A 14,034-nucleotide genomic window follows, 5' to 3' on the forward strand; every position below is an offset into this window, starting at 1 on the left:
CCCGGCGCTACCCGGCCTGCACCACCGGTACCTTCAACCGCCGCGCGGTCATCGTGCTGCCCACCGAGGCCAGCACCGTGCAGCCGATCGCCAGCCACTGCAACCCGTGCAGGTGCTCGTGCAGCAGCAGCATCGCCCACAGCGCGGCCACCGCCGGCTCCATGCTGATCAGGATGCCGAAGGTCTCCTTCGGCAGGCGCTTGAGCGCCATCATCTCCAGCGACATCGGGATCGCGCTGGACACCAGCGCCACCAGCAGGCCGGCCGCCAGGATCTTCGGATCGAGCAGCGCGGCACCGGCATGCACCACGCCCACCGGCACCACCACCAGCGAGGCCGCCAGCAACCCCAGCGACACCGAATGGCCGGCGTGCAGGTGGCCGGCACGCTTGCCGAACACGATGTACAGGCCCCAGCACGCCGCTGCGCCCATCGCATACAGCACGCCGGCCGGATCCAGCGCCGGGCCGCCGCCGATCGGCAGCAACAACAGCAACCCCACCGCCGCACAGCCCACCCAGAGGAAGTCGATCGGTCGTCGTGATGACAGCATCGCCACCGTCAGCGGCCCGGTGAACTCGATGGCCACCGCGATGCCGAAGGGAATCGTGCGCAGGGCCATGTAGAACAGCAGGTTCATCAGGCCCAGGGTGAGCCCGTAGCGCAGGATCGTGATCGCATCCACGCGGCTGGTCTTCCAGCGCCACGGCCGCCAGAACAGCAGCAGCAACAGCGCCGAGAAGCCCACGCGCAGCGCGCTGGTGCCCTGGGCGCCGATCAGCGGGAACAGGTGTTTTGCGTAGGAGGTGCCGATGGCCAGCGAGGTGACCGAGCCAAGCACCGCCAGCGCCGGCAACATCGGCGCAAGTCGTGAGGTCTGCATGGGCAAAGTCTATTGCGCCAGCGCCGAGCACTTGGCTCAATTGACAGCCCGTTCGTGCAACTTCTGCTCGCCATGGCCACCGCCCCCGTGCTCGACAGCTTCGACCGCGCCATCCTCGACCTGCTGCAGCGGGACAACACCCTGCCGCAGCGCGAAATCGCCGAGGCCGTGCACCTGTCCCCCCCGGCCGTGCAACGCCGCATCAAGCGGCTGCAGGACAGCGGCGTGATCGCGGCCAATGTGGCAGTGATCGATGCCGCAAAGATCGGCCGGCCGCTGACCATCATCGTCGAGGTGCGCGTGGTCAGCGAGCAGCGCGAGCGCGTGGCGCCGTTCAAGCGCCGCGTGCAGGACGATCCTGCCGTGCAGCAGTGCTACTCGATCACCGGTGACGGCGATTTCCTGCTGCTGCTTTCGGCGGCATCGATGGAAGAGTACGAGGCGATCACAGAGCGGTTGTTCGGCGGCGATGACAACATCGAGCGCTTCCGTACGTCGGTCGCGCTGGGTACGTTGAAGCGCAGTTTCGAAGTGCCGCTACTACCGGTTCCGTAGCGTCGGAGATCATGAACACATCGCCCTCCCCTGCCCGTCGCCTGCGCCGCTGGCTGCTGCGTGGCCTATGGCTGGCCATCGCCATCGTCGCCGCGTTGATGCTGTGGAACAGCCCGTGGGCCGCTGCACCGAAGCTGCTGTGGACACTCTCACGGATGCCTCCGGCCACCGAACTTCCGGTGCCGGTGGAGGGTGTGCGCCCCCGCCAGATCGCCGATACCTTCGGCGCACCGCGTGGCCGTGACCGCTCCCACGCCGGCATCGACATCTTCGCCAAGCGCGGTACCCCGGTACGCAGTGCCACCGCCGGCGTCATCGCGGATGTCAGCGAGCGCGGGCTCGGTGGCCGCCAGGTGTGGGTGATCGGGCCCGGGCGCGAGCGCTACTACTACGCCCATCTGGACGACTGGGCCGAGGGCCTGGCGCGCGGCCAGGTGGTCCAGGCCGGCGACCTTCTCGGCCACGTCGGCGACAGCGGCAATGCCAGGGGCACGCCGCCGCACCTGCACTGGGGCATCTACGGCGCCGATGGCGCCCGCGATCCACTGCCGCTGCTGCGCTGAACCCGGTTTGTAGCGCCAAGCCAGCTCGATACCACGGGGCAGCGGGCCCATTCGTTCACGATTTGTAAATAGGAATAGTTCGTATTACCATTTCTTTCGTTTCCGGTGGTGCCAGGACGGCCTACCCGCCCGTTTCCCACCCGTAGCGCCTCGCCTTCTGGATGCCGGCCGAGCGCGCGTGCTCGTCCAGGACCCCCATGACCCGTTCCGCCATCCGTACCCCGCAGCCGCAGCGGCTGTCCGTCGCCGTGCTCGTTGCACTCTGCACCCTGGCCCCGGCCGCCTTCGCCGACACCGCCGCCGACCCGACCACGCTCGACAAGGTGGTGGTCAAGGGCGAACGCGCCGAAGGCTATTCGGTGCGCCGCACCTCGGCCGGTACCCGCTTCGACCTGGCGCCGCGCGAGATCCCGCAGTCGGTCAGCATCATCAGCCACCAGCGCATCGAAGATCAGAAGCTGGACGACATCATCGACGTGCTGGCCAACACCACCGGCGTGACCAGCACCCAGTCCGACAGCGAGCGCACCGAGTTCTACGCGCGCGGGTTCTACATCGACGCCTACCAGTTCGATGGCCTGCCCACGCAGATGGTGCAGAACTGGAGCTATGGTGACTCCGGCCTCGATCTGGCCCTGTACGACCGCGTGGAAGTGGTGCGCGGTGCCACCGGCCTGCTCAGCGGCGCCGGCAACCCGTCGGCATCGGTGAACCTGGTGCGCAAGCACGCCGACAGCGCCGAGCTGGCCGGCAGCGTATCGGTAAACGTGGGCAGCTGGGGCCGCACCCGCACCACGGTGGACGTGGGCAGCGCACTGAACGCCAGTGGCACGGTGCGCGGCCGCGTGATCGGCAGCTACCTGGACACCGACGGCCAGATGGACCGCTACAACCAGCGCAAGACGCTGGGCTACGCCGTCATCGACGCCGACCTGACCCCGGATACGCAGTTGAGCGTGGGCTACGACTACCAGCAGAAGCGCGCCAATGGCGCGACCTGGGGCGGCTTCCCGATGCTGTACTCCGATGGCTCGCGCACGGGCTACGACGAATCGTTCAACGCCAGCCCGAACTGGACCTACTGGGATACCACCAGCAAGCGCGCCTTCGCCACCCTGCAGCACGCCTTCAGCAACGGCTGGAAGTTCAAGGTGGGTGCCACGCACGATGAGACCAAGGCCGACGACAAGCTGTTCTACCCGGCCTACAACGACTGGACCACGGGCGCATCGAACTTCGACAAGGCCACCGGCACAGGCATCTCGCCGTCCGCGGGCTTCTACAACACCGAGCGCAAGGTCACCGGCGTCGACGGCTACGTTGATGGTCCGTTCCAGCTGTTCGGCCGCGAGCACCAGTTCATGGCCGGCCTGAGCTACAACAAGCGCGAGTACGCCAACTACGGCGACTACCAGGTCGGTGGCGCCGGCCAGACCTGGGACCCGTTCGCCAGCTATCTGAACTGGACGGGCAACATCAGCGAACCGAACTGGAACCCGCTGGCACTGGCCAGCGAGGGCACCATCACCCAGAAGGCCGGCTACGCGGCCGCCCGCCTGTCACTGGCCGCCCCCCTGAAGCTGATCATCGGCGCCCGCTACACCGACTGGAAGAGCGAGGGCGAAGGCGCCGACCGCGCGCACAAGGTCACCACGCCCTACGCCGGCCTGGTGTTCGACATCAACGGTACGTACTCCACCTATGCCAGCTACACCGAGATCTTCCAGCCGCAGACGCTGAAGGACCGCAACGGCAGCTACCTCGATCCGGTCGATGGCAAGAGCTACGAAGTGGGCGTCAAGGGCGCATGGTTCGACAATCGCCTGAACGCCTCGCTGGCCGTGTTCCGCATCGAACAGGACAACGTCGGCCAGGCCACCGGTGAACCCGTGCAGGGCAGCCAGAACGAGTTCGCCTATCGCGCCGCGCGTGGCACGGTCAGCCGTGGCTTCGAGTTCGAGCTGAACGGCGAGCTGGCACCCGGCTGGAACGCGACTTTCGGTGCTTCGCGCTATGTGGCCAAGGACATCAACGGCGCCGACATCAACACCAACCTGCCCCAGACCGCACTGAAGCTGTTCACCAGCTACACCCCGCAGTCGCTGCAGGAACTGACCGTCGGTGGCGGTGCCAACTGGCAGAACCGCATCTACTACCCGGTACCGGCCTACGGCCGCATCGAGCAGAGCGGCTACGCACTGGTCAGCGCCTTCGTGCGCTACCGCATCTCGCCGGAGTTCAGCGTGCAGGCCAACCTCAACAACCTGCTGGACAAGAAGTACCTGTCGCAGATCAACGGCTACGGTGCGTACGGCGATGGCCGCAATGGCTCACTGACGTTCACCTGGGCGTTCTGATGGAAATGGCGCCGGGCCTGCCCCGGCGCCATCGCGTTGCGGCGGCGACCTTGCAGGTGTAGCTTCGCGCACACGGTGGCCAGCAGTCCTGCCCCGTGCCATGCGGACACATGATGCGCTTCCACTCTCAAGGACGACCGGCCATGCGTACCGGTACGAAACTCGGTCTCTCGCTCACGGCACTGCTCCTGTCGCTGCCCCTGATGATCATCACGGGCAATGGCTATTTCATCCTGCTGCTGTTGGTCGGACTACCTGCCGCGATCCTGTTCTGGTTCGACCTCGGCCGGGAACTGCGGGCCCTCCCCACACCCAGCCGCGCTGAGCGGGCGCTGGGTCTGGCAATGGGCGTTCCGCAGGTGCTGTTCGGGCTGTCGTGCGCGGGAATCGGCCTGATCCTGGTGATCTGGATCCTGTACAACCTGTTGATCGAATCCCGGCCGCACTTCCGCGTTCCGTCACTGCCAGGGTTCGCAGTCGGGCCGATGATGATCGTGATTGGGCTGGGTTGGGCCCGCACCGCGTTTCGCCGCGTGGCGCCCCAGCATGACAGTGTCGAACAGGAGGCTCCGGACCAGGACATTCCGGATTGACCGCCGATGATGGCCGGTGCCGGGAACATCCCGGCACCGGCCGCTTGCATCAGAACCGCAGGTCCGCGCGCAGGTACCAGTAACGGCCACGCGGGATGTCGTAGGTCGAGGCGTCGTACCCGTTCAACGAGCACGACAGGCAGATCGGCGGATCCTTGTCGAACACGTTGTTCAGGCCCGCGGTCAGCTGCAGCCCCTTCATCCAGTCGATCTTGTAGCCCACCTGCATGTCGTGGAAGGTGGTGGCCGAGAGCGTGTTGGTGCCGGCGGCCTGGTTGCTGCACACCGGGAATGCAACGGCATCGCCGCAGTTCTCGGTCAGCTCGGAGATGTGCCGCACCGTCCAGTTCGCACTCCAGCGGTCCATCGTCCAGGCGATGCTGGCGTTGCTGGTCCACTCCGGAATGGAGCTGTCGGCCACTTCCACGCCCGGCTTCTGCGGCTGCTTCTGCCCGGCCGCGCCGGTGGCTTCGTAACGGCCGACGAAGGTGTTCTTCCAGGCCAGCTTGAACTGGCCGACGGAAGTCTGCGGCAACGTCCAGAACAGGTCCACGTCCCAGCCGTCGGTCTTGATCGAGCCGAGGTTGGTCAGGCGGTTGTTGAAGCTGCTGACCGCACCGGTGCTGGCGCGGGTGATGCCATTGCAGTACACCGGATCGAGCGTGTCCACGCACAGGTCCAGCTGGGTCTGCGCGTTGATGGCCTGGATCGCACCATCGATGGCGTGGCGGTAGAAGGTCACTTCCACGTCGAAGCGCTCCGACCACGATGCGTTGTTGCCGAACCACGGGCTCCACACGAAGCCGGCGCTGAAGCTGCGCGAGCGCTCGGGTTCCAGCTCGCGGTTGCCGCCGGTGGTCACCGAGATCTGCGAATTGGCCTGCTGGAAGCCGGCCGGCACGCCCAGCGCGGCACAGTTGCCGGCGCTACCACGCGGCGGCGTACCGCCCAGGCCCACCGAGCACGGGTCGAACAGCTGCAGGTCGGCGCGCGCGGCCGAGCCGTACAGTTCGCCGATCGACGGCGCACGGAAGCCCTCAGCATAGGTGGTGCGCAGCACGAAGTCGTCGGTCACCTGCCAGCGCAGGCCGTACTTGGGCGTGAACTCGCCGCCGAAAGTGGAGTAGTCCGAGTAGCGGCCAGCCAGGCTCAGGTCCAGCTTCTTGCCCAGCGGCGAGTCGGCGAAGATCGGGACGCTCAACTCCAGGTACGCTTCGTTGACGTCATACGAACCAGACGTCGGCTGCGACGGCACGCCGTTGTAGTGGCCGATCACCGTCAGCGGATCAGGCTGGTACCAGCCCTTGTACTTGCGGTACTCGTAGCCGCTGGCGAACGACACCGGACCGGCCGGCAGGGTGAACAGGTCGCTGGACAGGTTGGCGGTGAACAGGCTCAGCTCATTCTGGCTGCGATCACGCACCACCGGCTGGATCCACTTCAGCATGTCCGGGGTGATCGAGCCGACGCCGCCGAAGATGTTCAGCGGCACGCAGCCCGGCGTCGCCGCGCACACCGCCGGATCACCCAGCGCCATGTTGACGTTGTAGATGTTGTAGCTGCCGTAGTTGGTCTGTTCGGCCTTGTTCTTGCTGTACATGCCGTTGACATCCCAGTACCAGCTGCGGTCGGCGGCATGGAAGTTGCCGACCAGGCCGGTGGCCACGTAGGTCGTGTTGACCTCCTGCTTGAACACGCGCGCGCCACCTTCGACCGGACGGCGGCCGATCAGGCTCATGTTGCCCGAGGACACCAGGTCGAAGCCGAACGGGTTGTACGGGTTCAGGCGCGAGACCACGATGTTGTCGGCCAGCGGGTTGCCGGTGGCACCATCGGGGCCGAAGAACAGCGGCTCGGGGCCGGCCTGGTTGGTCGACTCGCGGCGGTTGCCCAGCGCCTTGATGTACCACTGCACGTTGTCGGTGATGTCGAAGCGGAACTGGCCGAACAGGCCCTTACGCTCGGACGGGGTTAACACCATGTTGTATTCGGCGAAGTTGAAGCGGTCGGCGCTGGTGAAGCAGTGGTAGTCGTCGGTGCGGTTGCAGCCGGCGCTGCCGTCGTAGCGTGGGCTGCTCACACCGGTATTGGGCACGATGTCCTGCTCGGCGCCGGTATTGGGGTCGACGAAGGCGAAGCGGCCCTGCGGAATGCCGCCGCTGCCAAAGGCCAGGCCGGTGCCCGGAATCGGGAAGCGCGACTGCTCGCGGTCGCGGGCGAACACCGGGTCCTGCTTGGTCCAGCTGGCGCCCAGGAACAGGCTGTAGCGATCGCCACTCTTGCCCCACGCCAGGTCCACGCCCTTCTGCGTGCCGTCGCCCTTGCTGTATTCGCCGTAGTTCAGGGTCACCTGGCCGCCATCGAAGTCGCGGCGGGTGATGATGTTGACCACGCCGGCGATGGCGTCGGAGCCATACAGCGACGATGCACCGTCTTCCAGCACCTCGATACGCTCGACGATGGCCAGCGGAATGGTGTTGAGGTCGGTAGCCGCGCCCACGCCCGATGCCGACGACTCATTGACCCAGCGGATGCCGTCGACCAGCACCAGCACGCGCTTGGCACCGAGGTGGCGCAGGTCGACCTGTGCCGAACCAGCACCCACGCCGCTGCCATCCGGCGGGAAGCCGAAGTTGCCGGATGAATTGAACTTGGCATTGAGCGCCGAACCGGAACCGGTGAGCTGCTGCAGCACCTCGCTGATCGAGTTCAGGCCGGTGCGTTCGATGTCGCCGCGGGTCAGCGTCTGGATCGGGACCTGGCCCTCGACCTCAGCGCGCTTGATGCGGGTACCGGTGACTTCCACCGCGTCGAGGTTGGTGGTGGATTGTGCAGCGGCACCCAAGGGTGCCAGGGCCATCACGCACAGCGTGACGGCAACCGCCAACGGGCGGTGGTGCAGGTGCTTCATTCGCTCTCTCTCCAAAGGAATGTCGGGACATGGGCTGCCGCGCTCCCCCCTGCATGGCGGCAGCGTCTCCTTTGTAAACAAGCGGTAAAAATCACGGCGTGATGATCGACACTCTTTCACGCGGAATTGACGCAATTGACGGCCATTTGCGACAGATGAGGGCCGTTTAGAACCGGACGGTACTGTTCACCGCCCTCCACGTTGATGCCGGCTGCGACAGCGCGCGCCGAGATCCGCCACAGCTCATCAAGGGGACTTGTCGGTGCAGGCGCTAGTGGCCGGGCGCGTCGACGCGTAGCCCATGCTGGCTCACGGCCAGCAGCACGCGCGCCATGTCTCCGTAGTCGGTGTCGTCGGCGGTCGCCAGGTGCACCCAGGGGCGATGCTGCTGCGGCATCTGTTGCGCCTGCGCAAGGTACTGCTGCAATGCGGGGGCATCCAGCGGCTGGCCATTCCAGAACACCGCGCCCGCTGCGTCGATGCGCAGGTTGATCGGCTGGGGCGAGGACGCCGGCCAGGGTGGGCACGAGGTGCGCTGCTGGAACGCCAGCAGGCCGGTCGCCTGCGCCATCGGCAGCGTGGTGACCACCAATGCCAGCAGCACCAGCAACACATCCACCAGCGGTGCCAGATTGGGGGTGGCCATCAGTGAGGTCGCGCGCTGTGTCCCGTATCGCATGCCACGTTCCCTCGCAGGAAGAGCGGCCCGCCGATGGCAGGCCGCCCGTTGCGGGATTCACCGCATGAAACTCACCGCACGAAGGCGATGCGCTCCATGCCGGTGGCCTCGGCCGCAGCCAGGATCCGCGCCATGCCTTCGTACTCGGCCGACGGATCGGTGGCGATGCGCAGCTCCGGCAGGTTGCCGGCATGCTCGCCGGCCTGCGCCTGCAGGCGCGCCTGCAGATCGCCGATGGCCATCGGCTGGCCATCCCAGCTCAGCTGGTTCGACGCATCCAGGCGCAGCTCGATCGGCGGCGGCGGTTCGGGGCGATCGATCGTGCGATCGGTGGCCTGTGGCAACTGCACGGCAATCGGCCGGGCCACGATCGGCGCGGTCACGATGAAGATGATCAACAGCACCAGCATCACATCCACCAGTGGCGTGACATTGATGTCCGCCAGCGGGCCGCTTCTTCCTGCGCTACTGAACGCCATGTGCCGCTCCCTGCAGCCGGGCCGTTCGCCCAAGACCGACGTTACGACGCCTGCGATCACCTGCGGCAGTGGCCTGCGCGGGTTCATTCAGCTGTCGTTGCCGACGCCCGGCGTGCACGCAATGCGAAACTGAATTCAGCCATTGCCCGCTATGCTGCCCGCCATGACCCGACGCTCTTCGACCGCCCTGTCCCTGCTGCCCTTGGCCACCACGCTGCTGATCGGCTGCGCCAATGCCCAGTCCCTCGATGCCCAGAACGCGCAGCTCAAGGCCGCGATCGCAGCCGCCGAGCGCGGCCAGTTCGATCCCGGCCAGGCCGCTGCACTCAGCCGCCATCCGGCTTATGGCTGGCTGGAGTACGCCAACCTGCGCCGCAACATCGACACCGTCGATACCGCGCAGGCCCAGGCTTTCCTCAAGCGCTATGACGGCCAGGCGGTGGCCAATACCTTCCGCAGCGTGTGGCTGCCCTCGGTCGCACGCCGCCAGGACTGGCCGACCCTGCTCGCCAACTGGGTGCCCACCGACAACGCCGGCCTGCGCTGTGCGCAGCTGACCGCACGGCAGGTGACCGGCAAGGTTGATCCGCAGTGGATCAGTGAAGCGCAGGACCTGTGGCGCAAGAACGGCAAGTCGCTGCCGGACGGCTGTGATGCCGTTTTCGCCGTGCTGCAGGCCCAGGGTGGGCTGAGCGACGCCCTGCGCTGGGAACGCATCGATGCCGCCGCCGACGCGCAACAGCCGGCAGTGATGCGCAGCGCCGCACGCGGCCTGCCCGCCACCGACCTGGCACTGGCCAACAACTACGCTGCCTTTGTCGACAAGCCCAACGCCAGCGCGTTGAACTGGCCGCGCAACGAGCGCAGCCGGCGCATCGCCACCGATGGCCTGGCCAAGCTGGCCAAGGCCGATCCCGGCGCCACCGAACAGCAGCTGCCGCAGTATGCGCAGGCACTGGGCCTGAGTGCCGACCAGCAGGGCCAGGTGCTCTACCAGATCGCACTGTGGACGGTGGCGTCCTACCTTCCGGATTCGGCGCGCCGCCTCAACGCGGTGCCCGAATCGGCGTATGACGAGCGCCTGCACGAATGGCGCGTGCGCGAAGCGATGTCGCGCGGCGACTGGCCAGCGGCGCTGGCCGCGATCCGCAAGATGGGCAGCAAGCAGCGCAGCGATCCGCGCTGGCGCTACTTCGAAGGCCGCATGCTGGAGAAGACCGGCCAGGCCCAGCAGGCGCAGCCGCTGTTCCGCGAGGCCGCGCGTGCACCGACCTTCCACGGTTTCCTGGCCGCCGACAAGCTGCAGCAGGGCTATACCCTGTGCCCCTGGAAGCCGAACGACAGCGCGCAGGCACAGGCGGTGATCGCGCGCGATCCGGCCATCCAGCGTGCGATGGCGCTGTACCAGATCGATCGCGCCGGCTGGGCCGTGGCCGAATGGAACAGCGCGCTGTCGCGCTTCGATGACACCCAGCGTCGCCTCGCCGTGCGTGTGGCGCAGGACAACGGCTGGTTCGACCGCGCCGTGTTCGCGCTCGGCAAGCAGCCGCAGGAACAGCGCCTGTACGACCTGCGCTTCCCGCTGCACCACGACGCCACCATCCGCCGCGAATCGGCGCGCAACGCGATCGATCCGGCCTGGGTGGCCGCGGAGATCCGCGCCGAGAGCACCTTCACCCCGCGTGCGCGCTCGCCTGCCAACGCCATGGGCCTGATGCAGGTGTTGCCGGCCACCGGTGCCGGCGTGGCCAAGTCGATCGGCCTGACCGGCTACGGCGGTGCCGACAGCCTGTACAACCCGGACACCAACATCGCCATCGGTACCGCCTACCTGCGCCAGCTGATGAACAAGTACGACGGCCTGCCGTACGTGACCATCGCCGCCTACAACGCCGGCCCGACCCCGACCGCGCGTTGGCAGGGCCAGCGCCCGGGCTTTGATCCGGACCTGTGGATCGAGACCATCAGCTACAAGGAAACCCGCGAGTACGTCGCCCGCGTGCTGGCCTTCAGCGTGATCTACGACTGGCGCCTCAATGGTGATGCGCTGCCGCTGAGCGACCGTCTGATGGGCCGCCTGGTGGACAAGCGCAAGAGCTTCAGCTGCGCCGCCAACGCCGACCAGGGCGGCGATTGATCGCAACACGGTCGTGCCGGCCGCTGGCCGGCACGATCCGGTATCCACTCCCGGGGAGGGGAAGACAATGAGCCTGCTGGCCTGGATCGGGATATTCGCCGCCTGGAGCCTGCTCGCCACCTGGGTGCTGCGCTGGGGTGGCGCGGCCTGGATGGAAGGCTGGAAGTCGCTGGCCTTCATCGACAGCTGGGGCAGCCTGTGGGACGAAGCGCAGATCAAGCTGTATTTCCTCTGCCTGTGGATCGTCTACGGGCTTTGGTTCGTGGCCGGCCTGTTCGTGCCGGAGTGGCGCGGCCTGCCGTGATGCCGCTGCATCGGTCGTGCCGGAACATCTGCGCCTGCCATGCGATCATCCCCCCATGAAGATCTATCTTGTCGGCGGCGCCGTACGCGACCGCCTGCTGCAGCGCCCTGCCGGCGACCGCGACTGGGTGGTGGTCGGTGCCACGCCCGCGCAGATGGAAGCGCAGGGCTACACCGCCGTCGGCCGCGATTTCCCGGTATTCCTGCACCCGAAGACCGGCGAGGAATACGCGCTGGCGCGCACCGAGCGCAAATCCGGCCGTGGCTATCGCGGCTTCGTGGTCGATGCTGATCCAGCGGTGACGCTGGAAGAAGACCTGCAGCGGCGCGACTTCACCATCAACGCGATCGCCTGCGATGAGGAGACCGGCACGCTGGTCGATCCTTACGGTGGCGTTCGCGATCTTGAGCAGCGCGTGTTGCGCCACGTCGGCCCTGCGTTCGTGGAAGACCCACTGCGCGTGCTGCGCGCGGCGCGCTTCATGGCGCGCTTCGCGCCACTGGGCTTCACCGTCGCCGAAGATACCATGGCGCTGATGCGCGAGGTCGCCGCCAGTGGCGAGCTGGACGCGCTGGTGCCGGAACGCGTCTGGCAGGAACTGCGCAAGGCTCTGGTCAGTGAACGGCCCTCCGCCTTCCTGCGCACGCTGCACGATGCGCAGGCCCTGGGCCCGATACTGCCCGAGCTGGAAGCGCTGTATGGCGTGCCGCAGCGTGCCGAATTCCACCCGGAAGTCGATACCGGCATCCACCAGGAAATGGTCAGCGACATGGCCGCGAAACTGGCGCCGGGTGATGACCTGGTCGGCTTCGCGGCCCTCACCCACGATCTCGGCAAGGGCCTGACCCCGCCGGAGGAATGGCCGCGCCACATCATGCATGAGCAGCGCGGCATCAAACCCCTGAAGACTTTGTGCGCGCGGTTGAAGATTCCCTCCGAGCACCAGCAGCTGGCCGAAGCGGTGTGCCGCGAGCACTTGAACGTGCACCGCATCGACGAACTGCGCGATGCCACCGTGCTGGAACTGCTGGGCCGCTGCGATGCGCTGCGCCGGCCGGAACGCGTGGCCCGTATCGCACTGTGCTGCGAGGCCGACAAGCGCGGCCGGCTCGGCTTCGAGGACGCCGACTACCCACAGGGCGAAACGCTCAAGCGCCTGCATCAGGCGGCGCTGTCAGTGCAGGCGCGGGATCTGGATACCACGCATCTGAATGGCCCGGCCATCGGTGAAGCACTGGCCAAGGCGCGTGTGAGGGCTATTGCCGCCGCCCGCTGATCCGCAACGGCCACGCGCACTGCTATGGGTAGTGCCGGCCGCTGGCCGGCAACCAGACAATCCGTGGATTCAGTGCGCCATGCCGCGGGTGATCGCCGCCGCACGCTGCTTCAGCTGGGCCACGGCATCGGGAATCATCTCCATGCCCACGTCCAGGCCCGGGTTCAGCACCAGGCCGACGCCGTCGCCGATTCCGGCCAGCAGCGCGTGCACCGCGATCGGCATGGCATGGGCAAACTGCGGCAGCTGCTCGTGCCACAGGCCCGCGCGCTCGGGGGCGGTGAACACCGCGAACATCGGCTCACCGCTCTCGCTGGTCAGCACCAGCGGCGAGATGCTCTCGTCCCAGGCGCCATCTTCACCAATGGCCTTGTCCAGCAGCACGAACGCCGTCGAGGTCAGCAGGCCGTCGAGGAACTGCGCTGCGGTCAGCGTGCCGTCCTGGGCCTGCAGCAGGCGCACCTCGAGGTCGTTGAGGGGTTCGAACGGGGTGTCGTGGTCCATGGTCGGTTCCGGTACGTGATTGCAGGCTGCAACTCTAGCAGGCCGGGGGTGAGGCACGGCAGCGCATCGGCGGGGACTCGCAGGGCTTCAGCGGCCGATGAGACTTTCCGCGGGAATGCCCAGGTTGCGGTGAAGCTTCCGGATCATTTCCAGAGTCAGGCCGCGCTTGCGATTCAACACCTCATAGACACGGTTGAGCTGGCCGATGGACGGCACCAGATCCTTCACTGTCAGACCGCCCTGCTCCATGCGGAAGCGGATTGCGTCGATGGGATCTGGCGGTTCGATCGGGTAGTGCTTCGCTTCGTAGGCTTCAACCAGCGTTACGAGAATTTCGAATCGATCGCCATCCTCGCTTCCCGGCTCCGGCTCGTTGTCTACATAGGCCGAAATCTCGCGCAGAGCGTTCTCGTAGTCGCTTTCCGTACGGATGGGCTGGATGTTCATAGAAGCTCCACAGTGTCGGCGTCGATCCGGTCGTATTCGGCGTGGGTGCCGATGAACTTGATGTAGACCACTTGAAACCTGTAACCCACAGCGACGATGAGCCTGTAGCTGTTGCCCTTTATGTTGAACACCACACGACTGTTCGCCACGAAACTTGCGCTTGCATAACGTTGGCGTACGTCGTGCGGCGTGTCCCATACGGCGTGCCTGACTTCGTCGTACCAGGACCTCAGCGCTGCTTCCGAATCAGGGTGGCGTTCCCAGAATCGTTTCAGCGTCGCCAAAGCAACCACTTTCATTCGGACATCCTAGTCCCAATATGGGACATAAGCAACAGTTTCATCTT

At 66.6% G+C, this 14,034-nt stretch carries 14 protein-coding genes; 7 read left to right on the forward strand and 7 right to left on the reverse strand.

Features of this window, described 5'->3' with window-relative positions:
* Positions 1-7: 7 nt before the first annotated feature.
* Positions 8-883 (reverse strand): EamA family transporter, encoded by an 876-nt coding sequence (locus tag ACUZUJ_RS18645; protein ID WP_032128972.1) that lies wholly within the window; start codon positions 881-883, stop codon positions 8-10.
* Between the two features lie 72 nt (positions 884-955).
* Here ACUZUJ_RS18645 and ACUZUJ_RS18650 point away from each other — a divergent pair, with 72 nt between their 5' ends.
* From ACUZUJ_RS18650 to ACUZUJ_RS18665, 4 genes are all read left to right on the forward strand, one after another.
* Positions 956-1,438, forward strand: coding sequence for an Lrp/AsnC family transcriptional regulator (locus ACUZUJ_RS18650; protein WP_049442868.1), 483 nt, complete (start codon positions 956-958; stop codon positions 1,436-1,438).
* Between the two features lie 11 nt (positions 1,439-1,449).
* Positions 1,450-2,001, forward strand: coding sequence for a M23 family metallopeptidase (locus ACUZUJ_RS18655; protein WP_049442867.1), 552 nt, complete (start codon positions 1,450-1,452; stop codon positions 1,999-2,001).
* Positions 2,002-2,198: 197 nt separating this feature from the next.
* Positions 2,199-4,358 carry a ferric-rhodotorulic acid/ferric-coprogen receptor FhuE gene (fhuE, locus tag ACUZUJ_RS18660; protein ID WP_101766073.1) on the forward strand — a complete coding sequence of 720 codons (2,160 nt, stop codon included), beginning with the start codon at positions 2,199-2,201 and terminating at the stop codon, positions 4,356-4,358.
* Positions 4,359-4,501: 143 nt separating this feature from the next.
* Positions 4,502-4,951 carry a hypothetical protein gene (locus tag ACUZUJ_RS18665; protein WP_119006779.1) on the forward strand — a complete coding sequence of 150 codons (450 nt, stop codon included), beginning with the start codon at positions 4,502-4,504 and terminating at the stop codon, positions 4,949-4,951.
* Between the two features lie 49 nt (positions 4,952-5,000).
* Here the strand turns inward: ACUZUJ_RS18665 and ACUZUJ_RS18670 are convergent, their stop codons facing one another.
* The 3 genes from ACUZUJ_RS18670 to ACUZUJ_RS18680 all read right to left on the reverse strand — a co-directional run bounded on the left by ACUZUJ_RS18670 (position 5,001) and on the right by ACUZUJ_RS18680 (position 9,020).
* Positions 5,001-7,862 (reverse strand): TonB-dependent receptor, encoded by a 2,862-nt coding sequence (locus ACUZUJ_RS18670; protein WP_049442864.1) that lies wholly within the window; start codon positions 7,860-7,862, stop codon positions 5,001-5,003.
* Between the two features lie 271 nt (positions 7,863-8,133).
* The gene (locus ACUZUJ_RS18675; protein WP_233490800.1) at positions 8,134-8,508 is read right to left on the reverse strand and encodes an ExbD/TolR family protein; all 375 of its coding nucleotides are present in this window, start codon (positions 8,506-8,508) and stop codon (positions 8,134-8,136) included.
* Positions 8,509-8,612: 104 nt separating this feature from the next.
* Positions 8,613-9,020: an ExbD/TolR family protein gene (locus ACUZUJ_RS18680; RefSeq protein ID WP_014038483.1), complete on the reverse strand. Its 408-nt coding sequence runs from the start codon at positions 9,018-9,020 to the stop codon at positions 8,613-8,615.
* A 151-nt stretch (positions 9,021-9,171) separates the two neighbouring features.
* On the opposite strand from ACUZUJ_RS18680, the gene ACUZUJ_RS18685 reads away from it, so the two are divergent.
* The 3 genes from ACUZUJ_RS18685 (at position 9,172) to ACUZUJ_RS18695 (ending at position 12,737) form a co-directional block, all read left to right on the forward strand.
* Positions 9,172-11,157: a transglycosylase SLT domain-containing protein gene (locus ACUZUJ_RS18685; protein WP_510468087.1), complete on the forward strand. Its 1,986-nt coding sequence runs from the start codon at positions 9,172-9,174 to the stop codon at positions 11,155-11,157.
* Between the two features lie 67 nt (positions 11,158-11,224).
* Positions 11,225-11,461, forward strand: a complete 237-nt coding sequence (locus ACUZUJ_RS18690; RefSeq protein WP_101766077.1) for a hypothetical protein — start codon at positions 11,225-11,227, stop codon at positions 11,459-11,461.
* Between the two features lie 55 nt (positions 11,462-11,516).
* Positions 11,517-12,737 (forward strand): multifunctional CCA addition/repair protein, encoded by a 1,221-nt coding sequence (locus tag ACUZUJ_RS18695; RefSeq protein ID WP_458220889.1) that lies wholly within the window; start codon positions 11,517-11,519, stop codon positions 12,735-12,737.
* A 69-nt stretch (positions 12,738-12,806) separates the two neighbouring features.
* Here the strand turns inward: ACUZUJ_RS18695 and ACUZUJ_RS18700 are convergent, their stop codons facing one another.
* The 3 genes from ACUZUJ_RS18700 to ACUZUJ_RS18710 form a co-directional block, all read right to left on the reverse strand.
* A complete protein-coding gene (locus ACUZUJ_RS18700; RefSeq protein WP_005419309.1) occupies positions 12,807-13,241 on the reverse strand; it encodes an SseB family protein in 435 nt (144 codons plus the stop codon).
* A gap of 87 nt (positions 13,242-13,328) precedes the next feature.
* Complete coding sequence (locus ACUZUJ_RS18705) at positions 13,329-13,688, reverse strand: helix-turn-helix domain-containing protein (protein ID WP_097048884.1); 360 nt, start codon at positions 13,686-13,688, stop codon at positions 13,329-13,331.
* Complete coding sequence (locus tag ACUZUJ_RS18710) at positions 13,685-13,987, reverse strand: type II toxin-antitoxin system HigB family toxin (RefSeq protein WP_065178056.1); 303 nt, start codon at positions 13,985-13,987, stop codon at positions 13,685-13,687. The genes ACUZUJ_RS18705 and ACUZUJ_RS18710 overlap by 4 nt, the downstream gene beginning before the upstream one ends.
* Positions 13,988-14,034: the final 47 nt, after the last annotated feature.

It is taken from the genome of Stenotrophomonas sp. S4, from assembly GCF_054187805.2.

Excerpts from the sequence above, each read along its gene's own strand:
- ACUZUJ_RS18685 (WP_510468087.1), top strand. The coding sequence starts at position 9,172 with ATGCTGCCCGCCATGACCCGACGCTCTTCGACCGCCCTGTCCCTGCTG.
- ACUZUJ_RS18655 (WP_049442867.1), top strand. The coding sequence starts at position 1,450 with ATGAACACATCGCCCTCCCCTGCCCGTCGCCTGCGCCGCTGGCTGCTG.
- fhuE (WP_101766073.1), top strand. The coding sequence starts at position 2,199 with ATGACCCGTTCCGCCATCCGTACCCCGCAGCCGCAGCGGCTGTCCGTC.
- ACUZUJ_RS18705 (WP_097048884.1), bottom strand. The coding sequence starts at position 13,688 with ATGAACATCCAGCCCATCCGTACGGAAAGCGACTACGAGAACGCTCTG.
- ACUZUJ_RS18695 (WP_458220889.1), top strand. The coding sequence starts at position 11,517 with ATGAAGATCTATCTTGTCGGCGGCGCCGTACGCGACCGCCTGCTGCAG.
- ACUZUJ_RS18665 (WP_119006779.1), top strand. The coding sequence starts at position 4,502 with ATGCGTACCGGTACGAAACTCGGTCTCTCGCTCACGGCACTGCTCCTG.
- ACUZUJ_RS18670 (WP_049442864.1), bottom strand. The coding sequence starts at position 7,862 with ATGAAGCACCTGCACCACCGCCCGTTGGCGGTTGCCGTCACGCTGTGC.
- ACUZUJ_RS18690 (WP_101766077.1), top strand. The coding sequence starts at position 11,225 with ATGAGCCTGCTGGCCTGGATCGGGATATTCGCCGCCTGGAGCCTGCTC.
- ACUZUJ_RS18700 (WP_005419309.1), bottom strand. The coding sequence starts at position 13,241 with ATGGACCACGACACCCCGTTCGAACCCCTCAACGACCTCGAGGTGCGC.
- ACUZUJ_RS18680 (WP_014038483.1), bottom strand. The coding sequence starts at position 9,020 with ATGGCGTTCAGTAGCGCAGGAAGAAGCGGCCCGCTGGCGGACATCAAT.
- ACUZUJ_RS18675 (WP_233490800.1), bottom strand. The coding sequence starts at position 8,508 with ATGGCCACCCCCAATCTGGCACCGCTGGTGGATGTGTTGCTGGTGCTG.
- ACUZUJ_RS18645 (WP_032128972.1), bottom strand. The coding sequence starts at position 883 with ATGCAGACCTCACGACTTGCGCCGATGTTGCCGGCGCTGGCGGTGCTT.
- ACUZUJ_RS18710 (WP_065178056.1), bottom strand. The coding sequence starts at position 13,987 with ATGAAAGTGGTTGCTTTGGCGACGCTGAAACGATTCTGGGAACGCCAC.
- ACUZUJ_RS18650 (WP_049442868.1), top strand. The coding sequence starts at position 956 with ATGGCCACCGCCCCCGTGCTCGACAGCTTCGACCGCGCCATCCTCGAC.